General features: G+C 47.1%; 25 protein-coding genes. 13 read left to right on the top strand and 12 right to left on the bottom strand.

Annotated features, from left to right (window positions below; genetic code table 11):
- Nucleotides 1-84 precede the first annotated feature (84 nt).
- From FFONT_RS00225 to FFONT_RS00200, 6 genes are all read right to left on the bottom strand, one after another.
- Nucleotides 85-846: an anaerobic ribonucleoside-triphosphate reductase activating protein gene (locus FFONT_RS00225; protein WP_014557197.1), complete on the bottom strand. Its 762-nt coding sequence runs from the start codon at nucleotides 844-846 to the stop codon at nucleotides 85-87.
- 9 nt (nucleotides 847-855) lie between these two features.
- A complete protein-coding gene (locus FFONT_RS00220; RefSeq protein ID WP_014557196.1) occupies nucleotides 856-2,763 on the bottom strand; it encodes an anaerobic ribonucleoside triphosphate reductase in 1,908 nt (635 codons plus the stop codon).
- Nucleotides 2,764-3,350: 587 nt separating this feature from the next.
- Nucleotides 3,351-5,243 (bottom strand): hypothetical protein, encoded by a 1,893-nt coding sequence (locus FFONT_RS00215; RefSeq protein WP_148683420.1) that lies wholly within the window; start codon nucleotides 5,241-5,243, stop codon nucleotides 3,351-3,353.
- Nucleotides 5,244-5,427: 184 nt separating this feature from the next.
- Nucleotides 5,428-5,730 (bottom strand): hypothetical protein, encoded by a 303-nt coding sequence (locus tag FFONT_RS00210; RefSeq protein WP_014557193.1) that lies wholly within the window; start codon nucleotides 5,728-5,730, stop codon nucleotides 5,428-5,430.
- 25 nt (nucleotides 5,731-5,755) lie between these two features.
- Complete coding sequence (locus FFONT_RS00205) at nucleotides 5,756-6,274, bottom strand: hypothetical protein (RefSeq protein WP_014557192.1); 519 nt, start codon at nucleotides 6,272-6,274, stop codon at nucleotides 5,756-5,758.
- A gap of 20 nt (nucleotides 6,275-6,294) precedes the next feature.
- Nucleotides 6,295-6,561, bottom strand: a complete 267-nt coding sequence (locus FFONT_RS00200; RefSeq protein ID WP_014557191.1) for a hypothetical protein — start codon at nucleotides 6,559-6,561, stop codon at nucleotides 6,295-6,297.
- A gap of 269 nt (nucleotides 6,562-6,830) precedes the next feature.
- Here FFONT_RS00200 and FFONT_RS00195 point away from each other — a divergent pair, with 269 nt between their 5' ends.
- The 4 genes from FFONT_RS00195 to FFONT_RS00180 all read left to right on the top strand — a co-directional run bounded on the left by FFONT_RS00195 (nucleotide 6,831) and on the right by FFONT_RS00180 (nucleotide 8,906).
- Nucleotides 6,831-7,340 carry an IS200/IS605 family accessory protein TnpB-related protein gene (locus FFONT_RS00195; RefSeq protein ID WP_014557190.1) on the top strand — a complete coding sequence of 170 codons (510 nt, stop codon included), beginning with the start codon at nucleotides 6,831-6,833 and terminating at the stop codon, nucleotides 7,338-7,340.
- Nucleotides 7,341-7,356: 16 nt separating this feature from the next.
- A complete protein-coding gene (locus FFONT_RS00190; protein ID WP_148683419.1) occupies nucleotides 7,357-7,539 on the top strand; it encodes a hypothetical protein in 183 nt (60 codons plus the stop codon).
- A gap of 112 nt (nucleotides 7,540-7,651) precedes the next feature.
- Nucleotides 7,652-8,287: an AAA family ATPase gene (locus FFONT_RS00185; RefSeq protein ID WP_148683418.1), complete on the top strand. Its 636-nt coding sequence runs from the start codon at nucleotides 7,652-7,654 to the stop codon at nucleotides 8,285-8,287.
- A 163-nt stretch (nucleotides 8,288-8,450) separates the two neighbouring features.
- Complete coding sequence (locus FFONT_RS00180) at nucleotides 8,451-8,906, top strand: putative zinc-binding protein (protein ID WP_014557189.1); 456 nt, start codon at nucleotides 8,451-8,453, stop codon at nucleotides 8,904-8,906.
- 440 nt (nucleotides 8,907-9,346) lie between these two features.
- Here FFONT_RS00180 and FFONT_RS00175 read toward each other — a convergent pair whose 3' ends face one another.
- The 3 genes from FFONT_RS00175 to FFONT_RS00165 are packed head-to-tail and all read right to left on the bottom strand — an operon-like array spanning nucleotide 9,347 to nucleotide 11,415.
- On the bottom strand, nucleotides 9,347-10,126 hold the full coding sequence (locus FFONT_RS00175) for an asparagine synthase C-terminal domain-containing protein (protein ID WP_014557187.1): 780 nt from the start codon (nucleotides 10,124-10,126) through the stop codon (nucleotides 9,347-9,349).
- Nucleotides 10,127-10,128: 2 nt separating this feature from the next.
- A complete protein-coding gene (locus FFONT_RS00170) occupies nucleotides 10,129-10,752 on the bottom strand; it encodes a TTX_0299 family putative ATP pyrophosphatase (protein WP_014557186.1) in 624 nt (207 codons plus the stop codon).
- Nucleotides 10,753-11,415 (bottom strand): ParB N-terminal domain-containing protein, encoded by a 663-nt coding sequence (locus FFONT_RS00165; protein WP_014557185.1) that lies wholly within the window; start codon nucleotides 11,413-11,415, stop codon nucleotides 10,753-10,755.
- A 59-nt stretch (nucleotides 11,416-11,474) separates the two neighbouring features.
- Between FFONT_RS00165 and FFONT_RS07150 the strand changes: the two genes are divergently transcribed.
- Entirely contained in the window at nucleotides 11,475-11,603 is a 129-nt protein-coding gene (locus tag FFONT_RS07150) for a hypothetical protein (RefSeq protein WP_280101537.1), read from the top strand.
- A gap of 419 nt (nucleotides 11,604-12,022) precedes the next feature.
- Here the strand turns inward: FFONT_RS07150 and FFONT_RS00160 are convergent, their stop codons facing one another.
- Nucleotides 12,023-13,012: a DUF4392 domain-containing protein gene (locus tag FFONT_RS00160; RefSeq protein ID WP_014557184.1), complete on the bottom strand. Its 990-nt coding sequence runs from the start codon at nucleotides 13,010-13,012 to the stop codon at nucleotides 12,023-12,025.
- Between the two features lie 903 nt (nucleotides 13,013-13,915).
- Here FFONT_RS00160 and FFONT_RS00155 point away from each other — a divergent pair.
- The gene (locus FFONT_RS00155) at nucleotides 13,916-15,151 is read left to right on the top strand and encodes a hypothetical protein (protein ID WP_148683416.1); all 1,236 of its coding nucleotides are present in this window, start codon (nucleotides 13,916-13,918) and stop codon (nucleotides 15,149-15,151) included.
- Here the strand turns inward: FFONT_RS00155 and tsaA are convergent.
- Nucleotides 15,142-15,678, bottom strand: coding sequence for a tRNA (N6-threonylcarbamoyladenosine(37)-N6)-methyltransferase TrmO (gene tsaA, locus FFONT_RS00150; RefSeq protein WP_014557182.1), 537 nt, complete (start codon nucleotides 15,676-15,678; stop codon nucleotides 15,142-15,144). The two genes, FFONT_RS00155 and tsaA, sit on opposite strands and share 10 nt — an antisense overlap.
- Nucleotides 15,679-15,796: 118 nt before the next feature.
- Between tsaA and FFONT_RS00145 the strand changes: the two genes are divergently transcribed.
- Together FFONT_RS00145 and FFONT_RS00140 are read left to right on the top strand one after the other, a co-directional pair.
- Entirely contained in the window at nucleotides 15,797-17,089 is a 1,293-nt protein-coding gene (locus tag FFONT_RS00145) for an NfeD family protein (RefSeq protein WP_014557181.1), read from the top strand.
- A 184-nt stretch (nucleotides 17,090-17,273) separates the two neighbouring features.
- Nucleotides 17,274-18,131: an SPFH domain-containing protein gene (locus tag FFONT_RS00140; protein WP_014557180.1), complete on the top strand. Its 858-nt coding sequence runs from the start codon at nucleotides 17,274-17,276 to the stop codon at nucleotides 18,129-18,131.
- Between the two features lie 297 nt (nucleotides 18,132-18,428).
- Here FFONT_RS00140 and FFONT_RS00135 read toward each other — a convergent pair whose 3' ends face one another.
- Nucleotides 18,429-19,622: a PUA domain-containing protein gene (locus FFONT_RS00135; RefSeq protein WP_158308268.1), complete on the bottom strand. Its 1,194-nt coding sequence runs from the start codon at nucleotides 19,620-19,622 to the stop codon at nucleotides 18,429-18,431.
- 288 nt (nucleotides 19,623-19,910) lie between these two features.
- Here FFONT_RS00135 and FFONT_RS00130 point away from each other — a divergent pair, with 288 nt between their 5' ends.
- From FFONT_RS00130 to FFONT_RS00110, 5 genes are all read left to right on the top strand, one after another.
- Nucleotides 19,911-20,234, top strand: coding sequence for a DUF167 domain-containing protein (locus FFONT_RS00130; protein WP_014557177.1), 324 nt, complete (start codon nucleotides 19,911-19,913; stop codon nucleotides 20,232-20,234).
- Between the two features lie 211 nt (nucleotides 20,235-20,445).
- Nucleotides 20,446-21,474, top strand: coding sequence for a nicotinate mononucleotide-dependent phosphoribosyltransferase CobT (gene cobT / locus FFONT_RS00125; protein WP_148683414.1), 1,029 nt, complete (start codon nucleotides 20,446-20,448; stop codon nucleotides 21,472-21,474).
- Nucleotides 21,475-21,480: 6 nt separating this feature from the next.
- Nucleotides 21,481-22,575, top strand: a complete 1,095-nt coding sequence (locus FFONT_RS00120) for an adenosylcobinamide amidohydrolase (RefSeq protein ID WP_158308344.1) — start codon at nucleotides 21,481-21,483, stop codon at nucleotides 22,573-22,575.
- Between the two features lie 12 nt (nucleotides 22,576-22,587).
- Nucleotides 22,588-23,124: an NTP transferase domain-containing protein gene (locus tag FFONT_RS00115; protein ID WP_244403689.1), complete on the top strand. Its 537-nt coding sequence runs from the start codon at nucleotides 22,588-22,590 to the stop codon at nucleotides 23,122-23,124.
- Nucleotides 23,088-24,131: a pyridoxal phosphate-dependent aminotransferase gene (locus FFONT_RS00110; RefSeq protein WP_148683412.1), complete on the top strand. Its 1,044-nt coding sequence runs from the start codon at nucleotides 23,088-23,090 to the stop codon at nucleotides 24,129-24,131. The genes FFONT_RS00115 and FFONT_RS00110 overlap by 37 nt, the downstream gene beginning before the upstream one ends.
- Nucleotides 24,132-24,135: the final 4 nt, after the last annotated feature.

The following is a 24,135-nucleotide window of genomic DNA, read 5'->3' as shown; positions in this document are numbered from 1 at the left end:
CAAAACAAAGAAGAGCAACCAGAGAAATATCGCCCCATGAAAGGATAAAGAACTATAGTTTTTCCACATCTTTTGCATCATTTCTCAGCCCAGGACCCACTTCTTGATCTTGACCTCGAAGCCGAGCTTTTTCACACTTTCAGCTATCTCATCCAATCGGTCGTTGCTTGGATTGCAGTGAGAGGAGCACCACTCTCTATCCCTTGGAGTAGTTGCTGGCTCACCAAGCAGGGGGTTGATAACAATGACCAGCTTGCTTAGCCTGGAGAGGCTCCTCTCCACTCTTCTTAGATATTCTCCGAGGAGCTCGGGGGTGGTGAACTTAGCTATCGGGATCCTCAGCTCGAGCGGGAGCTGGTGATCTGCGACGAGCGAGAGGCCCTCTTCATATTTCTGCCAGAGTTTCTGTGCGAGAAGTGAGCTCAAGCCGAACATCTTATCTGGAGGTACCTTGAAGTCCGTAGCGAGGTGATCCACCAGATCCTCTTCAATAATTCTACTCAAGGGAGAGGTGAGGGTCAAGTTAGTGTTCAAGCTCACCTCGATGCCATAGCTCTCCTTCAAAGTCCGAAGAAGCTTCCCGAGTTCAATGTACTGAACCAGGGGTTCCCCTCCAGTCACATGCAGAAAATCGATCAGGCCTCTAGATGCCTCGACATCCTCGAGGAGCCTCCTGTTGTCCAGAAAGTCGCACCTCTCTGGATTGTTGCCAGCTAGCTTCCAGTTGTGGCAGAAGGGGCAGCTGAGGTTGCATCCGCAGAGCCATACAGTGAAGGTCACTGAATCCACGACGTCGATGAGGCTAATGCTCTTCCAGCCTGCCCCGATCAGCCTCGCATCGCTCAAAGCTGGAGCTCACCAGGAGTAGTGCTTCCTCGTCCAGAACTCCTTCCTCCTCTGCGGGTTCCAGTTCTTCAGCGGCCTGTAATAGCCGATAATCCTGCTCCATATCTCAACATTCTCATTCCCGCAGACCGGGCACTTTGTGTGGAGGCCAGTGAAGGTTCTCCTGCACGAGGGACAGTAAGTTAGGGAAGGAGTGAAGCTCCAGTATACTAGGTCCATCTCCATCATCCTCTTAGCTAGCTTAGCTAGGGACTCCGGCTCAGCCTCCTCCCCGAGGAATATGTGCATCATGACTCCTCCAGTGAAGAACTTCTGCACCCTCGCTTCTATCTCTATCCTCTCCGGCAGCTCTATGCTCCCATAGTATGGGGCGATGCTCGTGCTGTAAACGGGCTCGCTGGGATCTGGCAAATACTCAGAGAGATGGGGGTAAAGCTTCAGGTCCATGCTTGCCATCTTCGGAGAAGCGGACTCAGCGGGTACCTCCTCGACGTTCCAGGGCACACCGCTCTCCCTCATCCACTCCCTCGCATGCTTCGTTGCGAACTCCACCATCTTCCTCATGAGATCGGCTGCGCTCATCTTGTTGCTCCTCGAACCCTCGAACCAGAGCTTCGGATCAGCCATAAATATCGCCGCGGCTTCGGGCAAGCCAACTAAGCCTATCGTATTGAAGTGGCTCGATGGGAACTCGGGCATGTACTTCAGAATCATTCCATAGAGGCTCGGGTACTGCTTCATGAGCTTAACATATCTCTGCCTGAACCAGTCCACAGCCTCCCTCACGAGCATGAGCCTCTCCTCGTACAGCTCCCAGAACTTTGATTCTTCGCTCTGGGCATCCAAAGCTACTCTGGGGAGGTTCACATCAGCAACATTGACGCTTCCAGTTATGTCGGGCATGGCCCATATTCCCCCGAAGCTCTGCCTCTCCATCTTCTTCCAGTACTCGTTCTGAACCTCCTCCAGGTCCCTCATCTTCAAGCTTCCCAGACCTGGCTTACCTTTCCCAGAAAGGGCGTAGGTCAGCTCGCTCCTGTCTATCGCTATCCTGCAGCACATCGCGAATGAGGCATCGGGATCAACGACCCTCGTGTTGAGCCAGTAGAAGCTTCCCTTCTTGGCTGCTGCCCTGAATATGAGCTCATGGAGCTCTGGGTCCTCCCAGAGCCACGAAGCTGTTGTCATGAGGGTCGGGATCGGGAATGTGAAGGGTTGCCCGAGAGCATCCCCCTCCATGAGCAGCTCTACCATCGCCTTGAAGAAGGTCTTAGCTTCGTCCTCGTATGCTCCGAGAGGATTGAGCTTCTTCCCATCATATACGGCGCTGTCTCCCTCCAGAGCCTTCCTGGCGGCGTCCATCGTGACCGTGAAGTTGGTGAAGGGCGTCTGCATTCCAACCCTCGTTGGGTAGTTGAGGTTGAAGAGCAGCCTCTGGATGTGCTGCTTCACCTCTCTGCTATCGAGCCCATCATTCCTTATGAATGGGCCAGCGTACCACTCGACGCTCGAGAATGCTTGAGCTCCAGTGAAGTAGTGCTGCATGGTTATGAGGTAATTTGCGACGTGATCTACGAATGTATCGAAGTGCTTCGCCGGTCTAGACACTACGGTGAAAGTCTCCAGACCCTTTTCGAGGAGCCTGCTTATGCTGTGGCCCGAGCAATACGGGATGTAGATGCTGTGAGGGAGCTTGTGGATATAGATGAGTCCTTCCGAGTGGGATCTGAGAACCCTGTTTGGCATGAGCCCGAGGAGCTCCCTCTTCATGTAATCTTCGAGGAGGTAGCTGAAGAACCCAGTGGGTCCTATGTACCTGTTCGCGTTCTCGTTGACGTCGAGGCTGTTCCACTCTGCGTATTTCACCAGAGGGTCTATCCTCTTCTCCGGTTCGCGGTTTACAACCTGCTTCTCCATAGGGAAACACCATTCCAAAGGTCATGAAAAGCTTTCAATTCTATCTAGTAGATTCGTGGTATACAGAAATCCGGAAGATGGATCGAAAAAAACTTTCAATTCTATCTAGTAGATTCTGCACTATTTGTAGCGTTCATTCTTACTATTTATAATGGCGTATTATCAATAAAAGCTTTTTGCCCTTACAAATTTTCCGCTTAATTCATGAACTTGTGCGGTATTATCAATAAAAGCTTTTCGCTCTCGCTCGAAAAGATCGCGAAAGGACCATCAATTCCCAGAAATTTCTGGGAAATTATAATTAAAAGTATATAATAATTTAACAAATAAGTTATTCATTTATAATGTCTCCTGCTTTGATGGAATAACATGTTGAAATTATATATAGAATTTTGTCTGAATTTTGCATTTATAAGGGGTTTAAATACTTCCCGAAATAGCTCGGGAAATATTGCGAAAAGTGAGACAGCTTCAGTAGTTTGTAGCAGAAGGTTTTGCTGAATAACTTTTTGGAAAATTTTACCACAACCTGCCTCCCAACAACAGAGCCAAGTTGAAAATAAGCAAGACTAAGAGAAGAAATCGATTCAAAGCTGCTGCAGATTGATAAAATTGATGCGTTGCTCAGTTTTCATCGCTAGGGCTTCTGCCTGCTTCACGGCAATTCTCATCAGTTCTTCGATTGGAACTTCTAGCTTATAGCTGTATGTTCTATGACCATTATCGAAAGTTAGGAAATAGCTCGAGCTGAAGGGAATATATAAAACATTCATCCCAGCCCTGACTATTGCTGTCTTCAAAAAGCTCCTATCCCCCAGCAGGATGGCGATCCTTCCGATTTGCTTGCTCTTGAAATAGAGCTCAGCACCTCTTCCGACCTTGAGCTTAAAGCTGCTCAGGGGATCGATGTTTGGTAGCTCTGGAACCGCAATCTTCACCACGAAGCCCCCCTCGCTATATTCGTTCAGTCCAGACTCCTTTATGCTCAGAGGCAGGAAGTCAATCAATCCCTTGAGCACAACATCCCTCCTCCTAAGAAAAATGAAACCCTCTCTGTAGAGCTCATAAGTTATGAAAGCGGGAGCCACGCACCCTTTGACCTCGCTGATCTTTCCCTGAAGGGGAAAATCACCATTCCTGCAGTGCAGTATTGGATTCCTCACCTCAGCATCGCTCTCGATCTCGATCACGCTCTCATCATATTCATGTACAACCTTGATATCAGATGAGGGAGAACCGATGTAGGTTATGCTCGGCTTTATATTCGCTATTTCCTTCCTGACATTAGATATAGCATCGAAGGCCTCAACATTTATAGTCTCCGAAGCCTTCTCTAGGCAGAGCTCTATGTTCTCGCCCTCCTTGAGATCTTTTCCCAGGGCGAAGAGCTTGATCCTCTCAGGAGCTTCGACTCTCTTCACGTTTATTTTCCCGTAGGCCGATCCCCCGCATTCGTGTCTTCCAGAGCTAGTGAGAATCTTCGCTTCCGCGTCGATGGAGACTTCAGCTTCAGGCGATAGGAGGTATAGCTTGTGCGAACCCAGCAGGTGCCTCAGCTCCACCAAGAACTCAAACGGCTCAAGTATCGTCGCTCTCTCCTCCCTCATCTCTATCTCTCCCCCTCTTCTCTCTTCATTCTCTGAGACAATGTAGAAGGGGAAATCGGTCGCTGCGATATGGAGAGTGTGAGAACCGCTAGAGATGTCTGCTGAAGCTTGAAGCTCGCTTTCCCCTCTTTCAAGAAACCCGCAAATGCCTTCAGTGCAGCAGAAGACCTCGCTTTCATGAGCAAAGCACTTCGAAGAAGCATCCTTCCTCATCTTCATATATGGCTTCAGGTTCGCATCATAGACGAAGAGCTCATCGTCTCGATTTATGACTATGACATTGCTCGCAGTAACGAATCCTGAAGCATCAGGTATCTCCACGTTTATCAGCGCTCCTCCCTCTAATCGAAGGAGCTTATTCTCTATCTTGAAGATGGGGAGCCCGCTTTGGAAGCCAATGAAGCTGATCTTTTCGCTCTCAACTATGGTGGTTGGCTTCGGCATCTCTGAATCCATCCAAATGAGCCATCCAGAGCTTTTTCCTAGGACGGTGCCATTGCAATGAGCTAGAGCATCGATGGGAAAGCCCGCTTCACTTATCTCGTCTGCGTGAAAGATCTGCGATCTCCCATCTCTATAGACTACGGAAAAGCTCCTGTAGCCTATGCTAACCCTCTCGGGTTCCCCCCTGTAGACCCTCTCATGAACAGTAGAACCTTCCTGCGTTGCTGTGAAGACATGGGTGTAGGGAGGATCGTAGAGGGCGATGACAGAGGCTCCCGCTGCCGATGAGAAAACTGCCCTTTCCCCCTTATATCTTGCTCCGTTCCCTAGCTCAACGATGTACTCCTTTATGCCTTTGATCAGGGCTACCCCCATTTCCTCGTGTGAAAGTCCTGCGAGAGCACTGCAAATATACGAGTCCTCGTTCAAGAAAACGGCGTTTTCGCAGTTCTCAATGCTCTCGACCCAAGCGTTCCCCAGGATCCCTCTGGGGGTTATTCTGGGATGAAGAACGTAGCCTTTCAGGACTATGCTCTCCAAATCGTATGGAGAGAGCTCCACCCTGTAATTTCCAAACGGTATCTCGAAGGATCCCTTCACTCTATAGCCGAACTTAACCTTCATATTCTCTCCCCAGCGAGACGGTCATCTCGAGAATAGAAGATAGGAGAGCCATCATCTTCGCTTCGAAGCTCATAGCCCCTCTGCTCAGCAGGGAAGTTAGGATAGAGAAAGCGACCAGCGTGGATCCCATAGCCAGGAGGGAGGGGCTCCCATTCATCCCCCTCCACAGGAAGAAGATAGAAATTAAGAAATAGAGGAGGTGCTTCATCCTGAAGAAGGAGAAAGCCCTTTCGTTCAAAATTGAGATGTCCCCCGTGCTCACGAACCTGAAGAGCCTGGCCTCGAACTCCATTCTCATCCCCAGAAAAAATCTCCCTTTAAAAGCTGTCCTCCTTAAGAAGCTTCCTCAGCCTCGCTATATGCTCGGGGCTCAGCCCGGTCACCTCGGCTATGCGCGCAATGCTGTCGCTTGAAGCCAAGATCATCGCTGCAGCCGCCTTGGCCCTCAGAGTCCTCCCGGAGAACCTGGGATCCCTGCTCACCCTCTCGAAAGCCCTCCTGATGATCTCATTTTCCATTATGAAGCGCATGAGGGAGGGGGTCTTGGGATGGGAGAAGACCATGACCTGCTTGCCTGAGCTGAGATAGCGCATGAAGCCCTCCTCGCTTATCAGGAGCCCCTTTCTTTTCGCCTTCTTCAATAGCCTGAAATATGCCCTGTAGGACCTCTGTAGGTCCTTCTTCCTCCCCCTGGACTTCTTCCCCTCCCCCTCTACTCTCGCAGGAGCATCTTCTTCCACGTATATCTTCTCGCAGATCTCTCCGCTCTCGGAGCATATGATGTCCCCCGTCCTGTAGTCCCAGATCAACTCCTTGCAACCAGAGCACTCTTCCATAGAAGGATTCCCTCGTTCGCTCAATCTATAGACTGGGCTTCCTTCAGCTCCTTCGAGATCCTCCTGATCGTATCAGGAGAGCAAACTCTCCAGTCCACGCTGGTCTCGATGATGTTCTTGATCCTGTTCATCGGGAGCTTGTGGCTCCCGAGGAGCTTCTCGGCCCGCTTCAGCCTGCTTTCCAACCGCTTCATTTCATCCTCCACCCCTCCCTCTCTCTTCAGGACGAATCCTCCTGCATCCTCTGAGAGAGATGCGGATTGAGAAAATCTATATCCAGAATGCATGCTTCCATCCGTTTAAAGATCCGAGAAAGAGGATATTTCAGGGTATGTCGACGGAGAATATATGGAGGGGGAGTTCACCGAAAGGATCGAACGACCATCGATCCACAGAAAGTAAATAGGAGTTGGGAAAAAGAGTTCTCGATTGGAGAAGAGCTTCTCGATATTGGCTCGGGCACCTTTTTTTCGAGAAAGAATAAGAGAGGATCCTGAGGAAGCTCAAGGAAAAGGAAAAGAAAGATGACGCGAGGTGGAAGATTGCGAACATCATTGTGAGAGAGGCTTCCAAGAGAGGTTACGCCATAGTCATGGAGAGGCTCGGCAGGAGACCCGGTGAGAAGATGGTCTCCAGGATAAGGGATCGCCAGTTGAGGCACAGGATATTCCAAGCCGCCTTTAGAGGCATGCAGAAGGCGATTGAGGAGAAAGCCCGAGAACACGGCCTTCCGGTAGTCTACGTGAACCCGAGGAATACGTCCAGGCTCTGCCCGATCCACTGCTCGGAGATCGCCTACGAGAATGGATCCAGGCTCGGGAGGTGCACTAAGGGCGGCGAGGCCTGGCACAGGGACGTGGTAGCCGTCTGGAACCTCCTCAAGATCCGCCTAGGCGATGGGAGCACTGCTCCGAGCCTAGGCAGGTCTCCCCTAGATGGGAGCCTCGTGCCGTTGGGCTCGACAACCACCCATGAGCCCACAGCGATAGCTCGTGACCTGTGGGCGAGGTGGAAGTCCCTAGATGCGACCAAGAACCTATATAAAATGATTGGAATGAACATCTAGGGACAAACGGTATCCATTGATTGCCCTCTTGGGAATAAGGAGAATAGGCAAGACCAGCGTGCTGAAGGTACTCGCAAACGAGGTAGATGGGGTCTACCTAGACATGAGGGGCCTAGTCAAAAGGGATGATATGTACATGAGGGTAGCGGATGCGATGAGCAGCAATATCGCCAAAATGAAGAAGCTCCCGAGGGGATAAGGGGGAGTCGAAGTCGCCGGGCTCTCCCTAGAGATCAGATGGAAAGGGAGGGATTCTCTCAGCCTCGCGGGGCTGCTGACAGAAATAAACAAGAAGAGGGAGGTTCGTCGTCATGTTGGATGAGGTTCAGAACCTTAGACCTCCCCTCTCCGCTGAAGTCAAGAACCTCATCGCATATTCTTATGACAACCTGGAGCACATAACTTTCATCGTTGCTGGCTCCGAGATTGGGCTCCTCCGGGAATTCCTGGGGACAGAGAACCCCTCCTCCCCTCTCTACGGAAGAGGGATCTATGAGGTGAGCGTGGAGAGATTCTCCAGGGGGATGTCCGAGGAATTCTTGAGGAGGGGGTTCAGAGAGGAAGGTTTTGAACCACCAGAGGAAGAGATTAGGGAAGCTGTGGAGTTCTTCGACGAAATAATTGGGTGGCTCGTCCTCTTCGGCAGGAAATACATCGATGGGAAGAGGGGGATGGATGACATAAGGGAGGCTGCTGTAGAGCTTGCCCTGAGCGAGCTATCGAAGCTCAGTGACAGGGAGAAGATGGTCCTCGAAGCAATAGCGAATGGAAAGAGAAGCTGGAGTGATGTGAGGAAGTATATTGGGGAGAAGTTCGGGATAGTTATGCCCAAATCGACGCTCTCTAGGATGATTGATAAGCTGGAGAAGCTCAGCATCTTGGAGAACTACGAGTTCCTTGATCACGTTTACAGAGAAGCAGCAAAGAGGTTGAGGGTAAGGCTATAGAGAAATTGGTGTGCTATGGAGAAAAGTGTTTTAAGTATCGGAAATAAACAAGGAGGGAAAAGAGATTCCCATGAATTTCACCAAATATATATTTAATATTTATTAAGACATGTTTTATCAGAGTAAGTCTTGACTGCTATCATTTGGAAGGGGAACTACCTTGATGAGCTCTGAGAAAACAAGTAAATATCAGCTTCTCCCTTCTTGCAGCACTTACGCTGAAGGTCTGATAATTGTTGCGACCTGCGATGGAGCTTCTTCAACTGGGCAGATAGGCAACGAAGTTGCCAGAATGCTCACAAAAACGTTTCCGGACAAGGTGAGGATGTGCTGCCTCTCGGCAGTAGCTTCTGGAAGCAAGCTTCACTTAGATATCTTCAAGAAAGCTAGAGCAGTAATAGCTATTAACGGTTGCCAGCTCATGTGTGCTTCTAACGTGCTGAAACAGAAGGGGATACAGCCTACTTATGAGATAACTGTTGCAAAGGAGGGAATAAACAAACTTCCAACTCTTGACTTCGATGAAGAGGATGTAAGGAAGATAGCAAATAAGATTACGGAGGAATTCTTGAATCGCTTTTTAAGTAAAACAGGAGAAGCTCAAGAAAATAGATCATAGACCTGATAAACCATTGGAGCGACATCCATGGGATCCATGCTATACTTCAATTTTTTATGAACTGAAAGCTCTTTTCTCAAATTGAGCAGGAAAGTTTGAAAATTTCTGTTTCCGTTCAGCTTTTTCAGATCCGAGAGAAAGATGGAGGGATTCTGGCTCTCAATTCTTTCTGATAGATTCACGGTGAGCCTGGAACGTGTAAAACGTTGTCTCAATCCTATCTAACAGATTCTTGTATAGGAAATTTATTGTTCATCCTGAATTATAAAGATATTTCCAATAACGAAGATGGAAAGACTGAGGTTAATAGTATATATGCCTTCAATGCAGTGGAATGGTCGTTTGTTCGGAATTTCCTGCACTCATACTCCTCTCAGGGAGATGAAAAGGGATTCAATTCAGTTTCTGAACCGTGAATTCGTTCAGCAAAAATAGCTTTTCTATTCTCTATATTCATCTAAGGGGGAAGTGCACATGCTCCTTGTCCCAGAACCACTTTCCGCAGGAACCTTTGCCCTCTCAGCTATCAGCTTCAAGCCAACTCCTCTGAGAATTTCCCTCAGAACATCCTTTCCCTTCATTTCATTTGACCTCAAGCAATTTACAGGTATGCTCAGAGCGAAGCTCCTCAACCTGTTATCGAGAAAAGGCGCAATAGCTCTCATCTTCAGGCACTCAGCTATTTCAAGCTCGGGGAATCTGCCGTAAGCCAGTTTTTTTATAGATGAGTCTAGCTCATCGCTTTCCTTGCTCAGCAGGAAGCTGTATCCCGCGAATATCTCATCGCCCCCGCTTCCAGTATAAATGCATTTGCATCCATCTTCCTTGGCCTTTCTGATCACTGAGTAAAATACAGCATCATTTCTGAACTCTATGCATCCTCCATCTTCGTGGGAGTTCAGCTTCTCCTCTCCGATGCATTCGACGATGCTTTTCCTCAGCCCTTCAATATCCTGGTCATCAATGAAGACATATTTCACTTCCAAGTTGAAGAGCTTAGAGATGTAGTTCAAAAACGCAATATCTTTAGGGAGACCATTTCTATATACTGAAGCATAGCCCCTGGGCTTAATGCCCTCTGAAATAGCGGCTGCGAGGACTGTTGAGGAATCTATCCCTCCGCTGAGAGCTATGCAGTCGCAATTGCTCTCCTTTACTACAACCTTCAGAATTTTGAATAAGGCATAAGAATAGTACCAACAAGGAGCGTTGGTCCTCAAGTTCAGATCAGCCTCAGGATCTTGTATCCATCGTAGTCCTCAATTGAAACTCTGGAATAGGAAAGGGGAGCCCTGTGCATAGGTCCAAAGGTAACAATTGTGTGATACTCTCCATTCTCCCCAAGCGGATCTGCTCCAGCTCTCTTCGCATCTTCAATGAAGCTGTCAACGCTTCCAGCGTTCAGCTCTCTTCCTATCCATTTGTCTATCGAAGAAATCGATCCCAGGACCAGACCCCTTATCCCATCCTCCATCTCTTTCCTCAATACTTCCTCGCTGTCTAGACCCCAAAGGCTCTCGATCAGAGCTGCACCTGACTCTCTCGCCAAGCTCTCCATATACTTCAAGTGATCCTCAATGTAAACATCCCCAGCTATTATCTCACTTGCTCCGAGCCTCTTGAGTATAGATACTGTTTCCTCAAACTCCTTTCCCTTGTCCAGCTTCGCAACTACCGCAGGTTTTCCAGTTAGGAGGATCGTTTCTATGCTCTTTCCCAGGTTCAGAAAATGGGGGCTCGGCCTCGGGAAATCGTAAACGAGGAACAAGCCTATATCGAAGCCCGAGCTGCTCCTGTATGCTGCGTAATAAGAGTCCTTTCCTCCAGAAAGGAAGGCAACCCTCATTTAAAACTTACCTCCTAGATCATTCAACTTGAAGGGGACCTCTATTTCCTTAAGGCTCGTTTCATGCAGTGTTGAGCGCGGAGGGAGGAGAGAAGTATAGGGGATCCTGTACATGTCATCTATCTCTAGCTCTGGAAAAGAGAGGCAAATCTCGGAAGATCTGCACTTTCCCTCATCGAATGGGACCTTGCTCAGTTCATTCATCACTCTCCTAAGCAATTCGGAATACTTGAGGGAGATATAGGCATCGAGCCTGTCAGCTTTTATGTTCATCGTTTCATTTCTGACCTTAGCTTCTATCTTCCTGCTCCCTCCTCTTTTTACCAAGTGCTCCAATTCCTCGAGCCCTCTTTTGAGAACTGTTTCCCTATCGATGCTCCACGAACCTATATACATCCACCTTCCAACAGATCTAACATCACTTCTGTAGTCTGCAAGTATGACAGGAACTAGCTTAGCCCCTGAGGCTTCTAGAGCTCTTAGCCTGTGATGCCCATCTATAACCAGCATTTTCCTGTGTTCAACGATAATTGGTCTGTGAAGGACCTTCTTCTCTCTCAGAGAAGCGAGCAAATATTTCAACCTCGGCTCCTCTATATCCTCTGCAGGAATGATCTCATCTATTCGAAGGAGCTCAGCATTCCTCCAGGATCTTATACTCATCGTGGACAATGCTCTCACCCACATCGAATTAGTTTGAAAGGAAATAAAAAGATGATGATATGAGGAGAACAATGATCAAATATGCAAGCGACTCGCAGATTGCGAGCTTAAGCGCTCTCTCCAAATCTTCGGAGGAAGGAAACGGAATTCCCTGCCTATCGTATAATGTCCAATCTTCTCCAGCCTGACTTTCAGACAGCCTGAGGAAGCGGACATTGGGTTCCCCGTGTTCACTCTCTCAGTAGAGTTTCTGTGCGAGAAGTGAGCTCAAGCCGAACATCTTATCTGGAGGTACCTTGAAGTCCGTAGCCATTCAGAATTCTGTTCTCATAGCTGTTCATAACATTTCTTAATTCGCTCGTCATCTTCCCTTCATCGAGATCGCAGTATCAAGCCATCCCTGCGTTGCTCTTTATCAGGAGGTAGCTGTTGGTACCATGCATACCGGCGCATTCTTTGTAGTTTCTAGTGTCGAGTTATGCTGGAAGAAAACTGTGGGGAGATGAGGATTTTTGTTGCCGAGGTTTTAGCACCCGTGGCAGAGCTCAAAATGGAGGGATCTCATCTGCCGCTCTAGAGCTTTCCTATTTTTTTACATTGAGCGATGCTAAAAGAGCATTTCTCGTATGAGCATTAAAACTGATTTATGAGCCTCGACGCCCAATCCGTCCGCAGATTTCCCAGCTTTTCCCTTAATTCCATCAACTGCTCCTTCCTTAGCGACTAAGGAGAACATGAGCTCCTCGGCTTCAGGATCGTGAATGCCGTTGGGCTTCTCAAGGATCTTCGAGATCATCCCGCTGAGCGCATATCCTCCCCAGTTAGATATCGAGGACGTTATTAATACATCGACCTTTGAGGATGATGCAATCCCCCCTCTGCACGGGCACCTGCACACATCTCCATATGGGACGTGCTTTCTTACAGCATCCTCGATTGCTCCCATTCCCACTTCATTACCCCCATCTCCTGTGCCTATTGTCAAGATCCCCTTTTTCCTCGCCTCATCGACTATATATTCAACCTTCGCGTGGTATTTGCTCACATTCAAGCCGCTCATGCTATGGTATACGCCCTTGAAGTTCCTCCCCGCTTTCTTCACAGCTATAACGGCTCTCGGATTCACCTCATCAATGAGTCTTTTCGCATCCTCTTCTGCATATTCTTCACTGTGCGTGAATCCTACGACTGAAGCTGAGAGGTCTTGATCTCCTCTTAACAGATCTTCCAGAGGCGATATTTTGAGCCCCGCTCCCTCAACTGCAGCTCTCACTATTCTCAAGGACCTCTCGTCTTGCTCAGTCAGAATTATCGGCTTAGCATTCAAGCATATGCTGAAAGCTCTAGAAATAGATGCCGCTCCTAAAGGACCATCTGTCTCTTGAACGTAAAGTGGGGGAGTTCTAAACCCCGTCATTATCAAGACTGGAGAGCCCTTATCTGAATTTTCTACAAGCTCCCTTGCAGCTTTATATACTAAAGGCTCACCAGCTTTCTCGAAAGCATAAGGATAGAGCTTTTTCGCAACTCCTCTTCCATTGCTGTCAGAATTAATCAATTGATCGAGCTTGATTCCCAATTCTTCGTATTGATGCATCGCCTTTCCCTCAAATGAGATGATGAGCAGCTTATACGGAGCCCTCCAGATAAAATTTTTTTAAAAAACGATTTATTAAGAAATCGTGAATGAGAAATCTTTCCAAAAGCATAATCATTTAGAGCAAAGCCTTCTTTTAAGGAATCTATGGCACTCTGCTTCGAGCAAAGAGCTCTTTTGGGCAATGCATGAAACATGCAATCATAGGTCGATTGGTGGCTCCCCGCTTTCAAATAGCTCCCATTCTCCATAAATATTACAGCGAATAAGAAAGTTATATAATTTAAAAATAAACAAATATTTGGAGTAAAATTTATAAAGACTTTTTCTGTAATAATACTTTATAAAAATGCGCAATGTTAAAACGGAAAAATATGAAGCATGTAGCTTGATGAATTTCACTACAATCTTACTTGGTGGTGGGAATGCGCATAAGAAAGGATGAAGTATTATTTGCACTGGTCGCATATGCGGCCGCAATTGCAATAACATTGTACATCTTTCTGTTTTAAGGGCGCAAAGAGAGTTGAATTAGAAAGCAACTGGGCTAAAAGCCCTCAACTCTATTCAATTTCCTCATTAATGACTGCAAATTTTTAGCTTTCCTATCCCAAAAAAGTAGAGCGCAAACCTCACAGAAATGCTGAATTTCTTGAGCTCTTCACTTAACCGATCCTAGCGGAGACGCGCACAGCTCAACCGTAACATCTAATGCGATAATACTTTTTTGCAAGAGGGCAATAGTTCATGATCAATAAAGGCCTTCATCCCCGGAATAAAATGGCGTGGGCTTCAGTAGATTTTGCAGGTCCTTCATATAGAGAGGAAAAATATTTTTATTTATAAAAGACAAATATTATAAAAAATCTTTTTAGTTTTAAGCAGAGAAAAACGGTGTATGTATTGGCTAAAAAGATCTTTTCAAAAGGAAGCTTGAGCATATTAATTTCGATCCTTTTGCTTATACTCTTAACTGGGTTCGCATCGTACCTCTATCAGCTCACCAGCAGCTCCCAAACTCCTCAGAACACTTCAGGAGGCTCTAGCTCAGTTCAGCAGTCCCTCGAAAATGCATTGAGGACGATTTCGGATTTGCAACAGAAGCTTTTCTACTACAACAGCTCTTTAAGCCAGCTGAACCAAACATATATCGAGACGATCGCCCAGCTCCAGCAGATGAACCAGAACCTCACCAGCACTATTGAAATCCTGAATTCAAGCCTAGCTTCTTGCAATGGAAATTTGAGCTCTCTGAATGAGACTTACTCGAGCCTGCTCTCATCTTATTCGCAGCTCATGAACGAGTACTCAAGCTTAAACGCCTCATATTCAAGCCTGAAGGCAAATTACTCGCAGCTCCTGACAAAAATGAGCGAGCTTAACGAGACATACTCATATGCAATATCAGAACTCTCTAGTTTGAACACTTCATATGCGAACCTCCTCTCTCAGCTCTCCACGATTTCCCAGCTCTCATTTGAGAGGGGGAATCCGGGAGCTCAGCTTGAAGCTTTCTTCGACTACAACTCTCCAGCCGTGATCTCAGCGATGAGGAGCGCTGTTGGAAATGAGACCACTCCTTACATAGGACTCTACAGGCTCTATAACTATGTAGAAAGAAGCATAAGGCTCAACTACGACACTCCTTTCTTGGTAGTAAATCAGAGCGGAGGGAGCGCTTCTTTTTATCTTAGGGAGCTCTACTTTGAAAACGCCACAGAAGTATTGAACAATGGATATGGTGATGCGAAGGATCAGGCACTACTCCTTTCAACCTTATATGCGAGCTATTTAAGTAACTACCTTAACACATCAATGCCCCCTATCTACATGGTTCTTCTGAACGGGACAGGGTACAGCAAATACCCGTATTGGGGCTTCACATTAATTATTGAGGGAAGCGGGAAGGTCTCTCTTCTAGATCCAGCTGCCGCGGAGCTTGCGGGGATAAACTACCAGGAGTTCGTCCAGGTCGATGCAAGTGGGGCATATTCTGCGGTCACTTCTTACATAAACAGGCTCAACTCTCTTGGACTGGTTTATCCCAACGTTGTGTGCATGGTGGGACCAACGGGCTTCTACTGGGTCAATGGAACGATAAACGACTTTCTGGGTCTCCTATATAAGCTCTACGGGTGAAGATCAGGGCTTTCATCCGCTTTCCCTCTCTTTTTTTCCCTTCCCATTTTCTCCTCGACTCTTCTCTTCACCTCATCTGACCACCACGGAACCCTTATCTCTTCTATCCTCCTTTCATATCCGTAAGGCTTTATGTCGAGGATGGGGGTGCCGCTGTATAGATCGAGGCCCTCAACTTCTAAAACCCTTCCCTGGACTCCCTTAAGCTTCACGATTGAAATAGCTATAGGATTCGGCCTGTGAGGGCTATCGGAAGAGAAGACCCCAACTTCAGGGAGGTCATCTATGCTTATTCCAAAATTTCTTAGCCTTCTCGGCTTCACCTTCAGGACTCTCCTCTTCTCTCCCTCTACTAAATGAAGGTAGGCTATAAGGATTATGTGGGAAAAGCCCTCTATTCCCTTCAAGCCCTCCTCATACTCGGGAAGTATCTCTATTTCGCCCTCAACACCTTCCCACCTCCTCCTCAGCTCCTCATCCTTCTCATGTCTCACAAATCCGATCGGCTTCAAGCATATTTCTTCCAACGCACACCACCTCTGTATAATTAATTCCTGCAGATCTAAAAAAGCATTTGCTTTCAGTCTTTTGAAGAGGCAAAAAATAAATTCTGAAAATCATATTATTAGTAATTGATGATGACTTTTGCCAAATTCGCTAAAGTATATTTTTATATCCGCAGCCGTCATCATTCTTCTCTTTCCATTGCTCGCAAACGCTCAGGAGAACCATGAATGCATGATTATAAACTTCAATATGCAGGTTGATCCAGGCGCGGTATCCCTATTCCAGAGGTCATTCAGCTACGCTGAATCGAACCGCATTCCGTATGTAATTATCGAAATGAACACACCAGGAGGATACTTGGATTCAATGATGTCCATAGTAAACATGACGCTTCAGGCTGAGCAAAAGAACATAACTGTAGTTACATTTGTTCCTCCAGGAGGGATGGCTGCATCTGCTGGATCATATATTGCAGTTGCATCGGATAAAATATACATGTCTAACGGGACCTTTATAGGCCCCTCAACCCCCATCGTTGAGGGAGGGAACGCTGAGGAGCAGGCGCATGTTAAAAATGCAATGCTAGCCTGGATGGTTAGCCTCGCCCAGCTTCATGGAAGGAATGTCACAGCCGTGAAAGCGATGGTGTTAAACAATACTGCTTACAGCGCAGGAGAAGCATACCAGTACCATTTGATCGACGGAATAGCCAATTCGCTATCCGATGTCCTCGTCGCAATGAACATTTCAGGCTGTTCCCAAACTGTTTCCTCTCCTTCCGTATATGACCAGTTTGTGAGCTTTATAAGCAACCCAACTGTAGATGGGCTTTTTATAACGCTCGGTATGATGGCAATAATGCTCGACATCTTCCACGCAACTATTTTGCTCACAATATTGGGAATCCTGCTTTCCGCATTCGGACTTTGGGGATCGCAGATAATAGGGGGGAATATCGTGGGGGTTTTAATCATCCTGGTTGGGGGAACTCTAATAATCGCAGAGGTGAAGGTCGGGCACGGTCTCTTACTGATCGCGGGGACGCTACTGTCTTTATTCGGCACATGGATACTTGCATCTGGGATCAGCTACTCTCCCTCTCCATACGGAATGCTCTCTTATATAATGTTTGGAATTATTGCAGGACTTGGCATAATCGCCGCTTACTACCTGAACTGGATAAGGAAGACGTTCAGAGTTAAGCCTAAGGCTGGGCCGGAGTCTTTAATTGGAAAGAAGGGAATTGCTGTAAAGGATCTTGACCCGGAAGGGGAAGTTAGGGTTGAGGGGATAATATGGAGGGCTAGATCGAAGAATGGAGAGAGGATAAGCGCCGGAAGCGAGGTGAGAGTCGTAGCGAGGGAAGAGCTGATTTTAATCGTTGAAGAGGCAAGAGGGAAATCGGGGAAGAATTTGGAACATCTCATATGAAATGTTTATATTTGCGTTTAGCAATATATATGAAATATTATAGGATAAGGATCGATGTAAAAGCTGAAAAATCAGCGAGTTTTCAAAGCTTTAAAAATTGCAATGCGCTTCTTAATGCTTCAATAGTTGCGAGGGAAGATCCTTTTCCTAAAATTCAAGTATATATATATTTGGGGTAAAATGTATGTATATAAGTGCAAATTTAGGAGAGATTATCGGAATATCTATCGCAGTTTTGTTCGTACTCATATTCTTTCTCTCAGGCATAAAGGTCTTTAAGGAGTGGGAAAGAGCACCTTACTTGGTCTTGGGGAGATTTAGAGGTTTCAAGGGGCCAGGAATAGTTTACATTGTTCCGCTCATAAGCAAGGTTCCATTCGTAATATCAACAAGGCTTCAAACTCAGGCGTTTAAAACCGAGCAGACGCTCACAAAGGACAACGTCCCTGTGAATGTAGATGCGGTAATGTACTTCCAGCCAGTCGACCTTGAGAAGGTCGTTTTGAACGTTGAAGATTATATTCTAGCTACAACTCTTGCTGCACAGACAACGCTTAGAGAAGTTATAGGAGGTATCACTCTTGATGAGCTTCTCGCGGAAAGGGAGAAGATAGGGACAATTGCAAGGAACATTATAGATCAGAAGACAGAGGCTTGGGGGATTAAGGTGACTTCCGTTGAGATTAGAGACGTATTAATTCCAACAGCCCTCCAGGAAGCGATGTCCAGACAGGCAGCAGCGGAAAGGGAGAGAAGGGCTAGGGTCACGCTTGCGCAGGCTGAATATGAAGCTGCAGCAAAAATGATAGAGGCTGCAAAGCTGTATGAATCAAGCAAGTACGGTCTAGAGCTGAGGTGGATGAATATATTGTATGAGCTCGGGCTTCAAGGAAAGGGCACGCTTATGCTAATACCAACTAATCTAATGCCTGCAGGCCCTGGAGCGGTCAGCCCTTACGGTATAGTAGGATTGAGAGAAGTTGCAGAGATGGGGGAAAAGAAAGAAGAGAAAACGGGGAAAGAAGGATTGACTGCAAAATAACCCCCCTTTTTCTTTTCATGAAAATGAAATATAGCTCTAGAAATATTTGGCTCCGCTAAAGCTTTTTTTCCTTAGGTGAAACGCACCAGCTTAACTTTATCGATTTTCTTTACTTGAACAAAATAGAGGCATTTTAACAGTTCTAAACATTGAGGAAAAAGCTCTATTCGAGCTCCAGATGAGGATCCTCTGATCGCATCCACTTCCCCGCAGATTAAGGATGTAAAAGCAGATAGATGCGCGAGTCCCCTCTCTCTTTGGGATTGGGAGGAGGTCGGAATTGAATGCTAAATGGGATCAGAGCTTTTTGAGAACGGCGAAGAAGAAGCCAGGATATTTGTGGTATCCTGGAAGGAACCTCGCAAAGGGGAAATCTGAAAGCTTTGTTCTCGGATAAGGCGCTAGGGGCTCTTCCGCACATACTGGAAAGTTTTTCAAAGCCCATTCGACCACTCCTTCATTTTCCTCCACCGTCAAGGTGCATGTTGAGTATACGATCTTCCCCCCGGGAGATGTTATCCTTATGGCTTCACTCAGGAGAGCCTTCTGCAGCCTTATAAGGACTTCCTGCTCTTCCTCTTCAAAGCTGAAAGAGAGCCTAGGCCTATTTCCTAGCCCCGTGCATGGGGGATCGACAATTGTGAAGCTTGGAGAGAGCCAAGGGAACTCCTTTCCCAAAGACCTCGAATCAGCCTTGTATACCTTTACATTTTCGTGCCCGAGCCTCCTCATCGTTTCCTCGACCTTCTCAACTTTCGCATTTGTGTGATCGAAGGCGTAGTACTCAGCTTTTCCGCGAGTGAATTCATATGCATGAGAGATCTTTCCGCCGGGCGATGCGGTCAGATCTGCTATAACATCTCCCTCTCTTGGAGAGGAAGCGTGGATGAGGAGCATTGATGGGAATGACTGGTCGTAGATGTATCCCTCCTTGAAAATATCCAGAGAGTTCAGCTTCACCATTTTGTATGGGCTCCTCTCGATCCTAACGGCAATTCCCCTCTTTTTTGGATTCACCTCTGAAGGATCGATGTCCAGAATTCCACTCCCAACAACATATCCGTTTTCCGAAACAACTGCGACCTCTTCCCCCCTCTTTCCATTGACAACTTTCAATGCCCCGGGCATGAAGAGGTCTGAGCCCAGCATGACCCTCTCTGCTGCCTTGATATCGGCGATCACGTATCTCTTCATCTCCTCAACCTTCTCTCCTCCTCTTACCTTGACGTTGATCATCTCCTCAAACCTTTCATCTTGAGAAGCATGAGAGTCGTGAGGCATCTTTGAGAGGACGTACTCTCTGCTCCCCTTCATTATATTCACTCTCAGGTAGTAGTTCTCAACAGGTTCAGCTAGAGAGCATATCACGTCCTCCGCTCTTATCATATATGAACTTGAAATCTCCTCAATTTTTTCCACAAGTTCCTCTCCAGCCTTAATGCTCCTCAAGAATCCTCCTTTGCACCTTACTTCTACCGCACCACCGCTCAAGAAACTCCTCCCCCTCTGAACTAAAATATCGCTATGACGCTTTAAATACATATTTTTTGAAAAGCTCAATTCCCCAAATCATTTGCGCAGGTCTATTCCATAACAGTTCATCCTCACCTCCCTCATCCAATTGCATCTTGTGCGATGCCGCGCCAGAAGAAGGTCTAACGAGAAGCATGTATGCAATTCAATCGCCTGCTGTAAAGCATTTTAACTCTTCATTAAATTATAGAAATTGCTTAGAGCATCATTCAGATTCAGCTCTAATAGAATTCGGGGATCTTCGATATGCCTGGTAAAAACGGCGTTGCAAAAAGCTCAATTCAGATAGGAAACGGGTTTGTCGACCTGATCATATATGTCAAGCCGAAATCCAAAGATACGGGCATCATTTCTGAACGGGGAGAGCTAATCTTTCATTCTACACAACCTCCAGAGCGGGGGAAAGTCAACGCTTCTCTAATAAAATTCCTCTCAAAACTTACCGGGATCTCATCAAATAAAATTGAAATAAATCGGGGGGAGAAGGATAGAGTTAAAACTGTTAGAATCTACTGCGATGACCCGGAAAAGATTGTCGGGCTCTTTGCTGAATATCTATCCAGGGAGTGAATTTTCAGTTCTATTGCCCGAATTAAATGAGCCTACAAGGACTTTCACTTTTATGTTTTGAATAAAACTTTTATTTTTTGATTAGAAGAACATCAGTATTATTCAAGGATCTCAAGGTATAGCAATTGTTTTAATTTCCAAAGCAAGAAGGGGGTGTCTTGAAACGGAAAAGGGAATTAAGATAGTGCACGGCTCTTTCAAAACTGAAGAGATGAGAAAGGGAAAAGCTGTAGTAGTTTGCGTAATCGCCTCCACACTCACATCAACAATTCCGAACATTTCTCTGGCAGGGGAAATGGCAGCCGCTACTCTATTCACTCCAGCTCTAGATGTCGAGTACGTTCAGTATGGGAAGCCTCAAAGCATAGACTCTATCCCTACTACACCTTCGGGGATCCCCACGCCTGCAGTTATAACGAGGGCGGCACTTCAGCTTTCAAACGCGCCCTTCATTGTAGTGAATTCAGGGTCGTATGTGGAGCCAAAGCTGCCTGCCCTCACACTCCCTAGCAGGAGGGTCGGGGGGAGGATAGATAAAGAGGAAGCGCTTCCAAGAGGGACATCGAAAAGGCTATTTTCTGAGGCGAAGACCGCGGGGAAGACCTTCAGCTCTCTATCAGATGTTGTTTTGATAGGGGAGAGCATGCCTGGTGGTACAACTACTGCTCTTTCTATACTCAAGGGTTTGGGCATGGGGGACTGCAGTTCTGTAAGCAGCTCCTCAAATGTAAACCCTATTGACATAAAGAAATCGGTCGTAGAAGCAGCCCTCAAGAGGGCTGAAGGAATGGATGACCCATTCGAGATTAACGACGTTTTGGGGGACCCGCTCCACATATCAATAGCTGGAATCGCGATCGGCGCATTGAGCGGGGGGAGCCATGTAATACTTGCAGGTGGGACTCAAATGCTCGCAGCCTTAGCGCTCATGAGGGCATCAGGAGAGGAATTCGATAAGGAAAAGGTGAGCATAGCAACTACGAAGTGGGTCTTTGATGATAAGGGAGAGAAAATGGGCAAACTAGTGGGCTCATTAGCCCCTGGAGCTTCCTTAGTCTATGCGGACCTCTCCTTTTCCGACTCCCCCTTTGAAGGGCTTAAGGCTTATGATGAGGGGTTTGTGAAGGAGGGAGTTGGGGCAGGAGGGACCTCAGTACTAGCCCTATTGAAGGGAAGAAGCGTGGAGGATTTAAAGCGGTCCATATATATTGAGTATGAAAGGCTCATGAAAATGAGGTGAGAGGCCATATCAAGGGTAATTGTTGAGGAAAGCGATGCTTTAGTTATAGACCTGGGAAAGAGCTACTCTTCCCTCTCGACATCAGGCTGCCCAAAGGTTTATGGAGGGATCAGGTACATAGGGTTCAAAAGGGTTCCGAAGAACTTTGAGCATGTTGATCTTAACAACTTCTGCAGGGAAACTTCCAGAAGCTTGGGGATAGACATTGAGGAGTCCGCCATCTTTCTCACGGCTGTAGACTTGAAAAAATACTCGAGGGGATCTTCCAGCTACAAAGGGGTAGAAGCGGAGGCTTTCGTTACGTATGGCGTAGATTCTCCTTCATGCTTTGAAGGTGCAGAGAGAGGGAAGTTCGGGACCATAAATGTGGCTGTAATCGTGGATGAGCCTCTTAGCGATGTGGGGCTTTTGGACCTCTTCAGGACAGTTTCCGAGGTGAAGGGGATGATAATGTCACTCGGCGGCCCAATGTGCTACTCTTCATCTTATGTAGGAACGCCTTCAGATGCGACAATGGTCGCCTCTCCATTTGGAGGGGAGAGATTTGCAGGCTCGGCTACAGATGTGGGGATCTCTGCATCCTTAGCGGTTTTGAGAGCGCTTTCAGAGCAGATCAGGAACGCTCCTGTTGATGAGCACACCGCGAAAACTCTTGGATTCAAAGATATTGACGAGGTCGTAAAGCTGGCAGTGAGGGCCTACAGAAAAGCGCCAATACCGTTCCTCAGTGAACTTGATGCTGAGGAAGAAATAAAAGAGGAGATCGACTCCATTCTAAAGGACCCGAACCTGAGGATAATCATAAGGAGTGCGAGGCTCGCCGAATCATTCCTGTCCTTTGGGCTGCTTCCAGGGATTGAAGCGGAGGAGTACTCAAGCGATTCCTCTGGAATAATAGCTGATGAGGTAATGGGAAAGGCTATTGCCGAATACTTAAACGGATTCAAAGGCCTCCTCGCATACTACTGGATAGACAGGATCAAGGAGGGGGATAAAGATCTCGAGGATTTGAGCGGGCTGCCTCTGATGACTGACGACGTGGTCGGAGCGATTGTTGGAGGGGTGCTCAGCAGGATATACGATAAGTATTCGAGGAAGTGAGCCTTGGATATAGTGATCATGGCTGGAGGGAGAGGAGAGAGGCTGGGGGGATTGAAGAAGCCTTTTCTCATAATATGCGGGAAGAGGCTCATAGATGTTTCCATCGATGCCGCTGAAAAGGTCAGGGGAAATGGAAAAGTGTATGTATGTGTGAGGGGAGAGGACTTGGGGAAGGTTGAGGGGAGAGAGGGGGTTCAAGCAGTTGAATGCCCTGGCCTTGGATATGTTGAGGACCTATCACTCATCCTGAAGAGGGTCACCTTCCCCGCTCTCATCCTTCCCGGAGACATGCCCTTCCTTTCGAGGGAAGCATTAGAGAGGTTTTTGGATAAAGCATTGAATTCTAAAGCAGATGTCGTCACTCTCGTAAAAATGAGAAGTGGATCAGCCGAGGAAACAGGGATTTCCCTTTTCAATAGGGAGGGGGGCAGCTGGGAGAATGTGTATTTTAACGAGGACAGAGATCTTTTAGACATAGACACACCTGAAGATTTGAAGAAGGCGGTCGAGCTTTGCGGATCCACGGAGGAAGGGGAGAAGAGGGGGTAGACTTCAGCGTTAACCTTAACCCTTTGGGACCTCCTGAAGGGTCCTATGAGGTAGTGGAGAGGTGCATTAAGAGCGGGGTTCTTGAGAGGTATCCAGACTACAACTATGAAAAGCTGAAGAGGGCCATTTCAAGCTTTTACGGCTGCAGAGAAGAAGACATAGTGCCGACCTCAGGTGCAGGGGAGGCGATAAACCTTGCAATATTCGCTCTTAAGCCTAAATGGATCTACGTCTTGGAGCCATCATATGGAGAATATGAGGTTCTTTCGAAAGCGCTGGGGATATCATACAAGCCTGTTTTCTATAGGAAAAGCGGAGACGTTTTTTCCCTGAACTTTTCTGATCTGGAGGAAGCGTGCGGAAGGGAAGATTCACTTATAGTCATAACTAATCCGAGCAACCCCCTCGGGATCTATATTGAGAGGGGAGAAATAATCGAGAAGCTCTCAAGATGCAGAGCGAGGGTTTTAATGGATGAGGCGTATTCGGAGCTCTGCAGTAGGTGCGCAATAGAGTTGGGATCAGGCATTCCAGAGAACTTCCTCCTCGTTAGGTCCATGACGAAGTGGCTCTCCCTCCCAGGAATAAGGCTCGGATTTCTCTTCTCTTCAAGCAGAGAGGTGCTTGAGAAAATAGATGCTGTGAGGCAGCCGTGGAACGTTGGAAGCCTCGCGGACTGCTTCGCTAGGGAGCTATTGAGCAGGAAGGATGAGGCGAGGGAATTTATAATGCGGTCGAGGAGGTATATCGAAGGCGAGAGGAAGAGGATGCTGAATGAGCTTAAATCCCTTGGGCTTAAGCCTTATGACAGCTCCGCTAACTTCATACTGGTTGAGTCTCCCAGAGGTCTGGATCTAAGCTTCCTGCTGAAGGGGGAGGGAATACATGTTAGGAGTTGCGCCTCGTTTAAGGGATTGGGGAGCAGCTTTATAAGGATAGGGATCAGGAAGCCCCATGAGGACGATGAGCTTATAAATGCCCTGAAGAGGGTGATAGAAAACGAGTAGAATA

Source organism: Fervidicoccus fontis Kam940, from assembly GCF_000258425.1.
Classification (GTDB): Archaea; Thermoproteota; Thermoprotei_A; order Sulfolobales; family Fervidicoccaceae; genus Fervidicoccus; species Fervidicoccus fontis.
The sequence above is the reverse complement of the archived record's forward strand: the minus strand, read 5'-3'. Positions and strand labels throughout refer to the sequence as shown.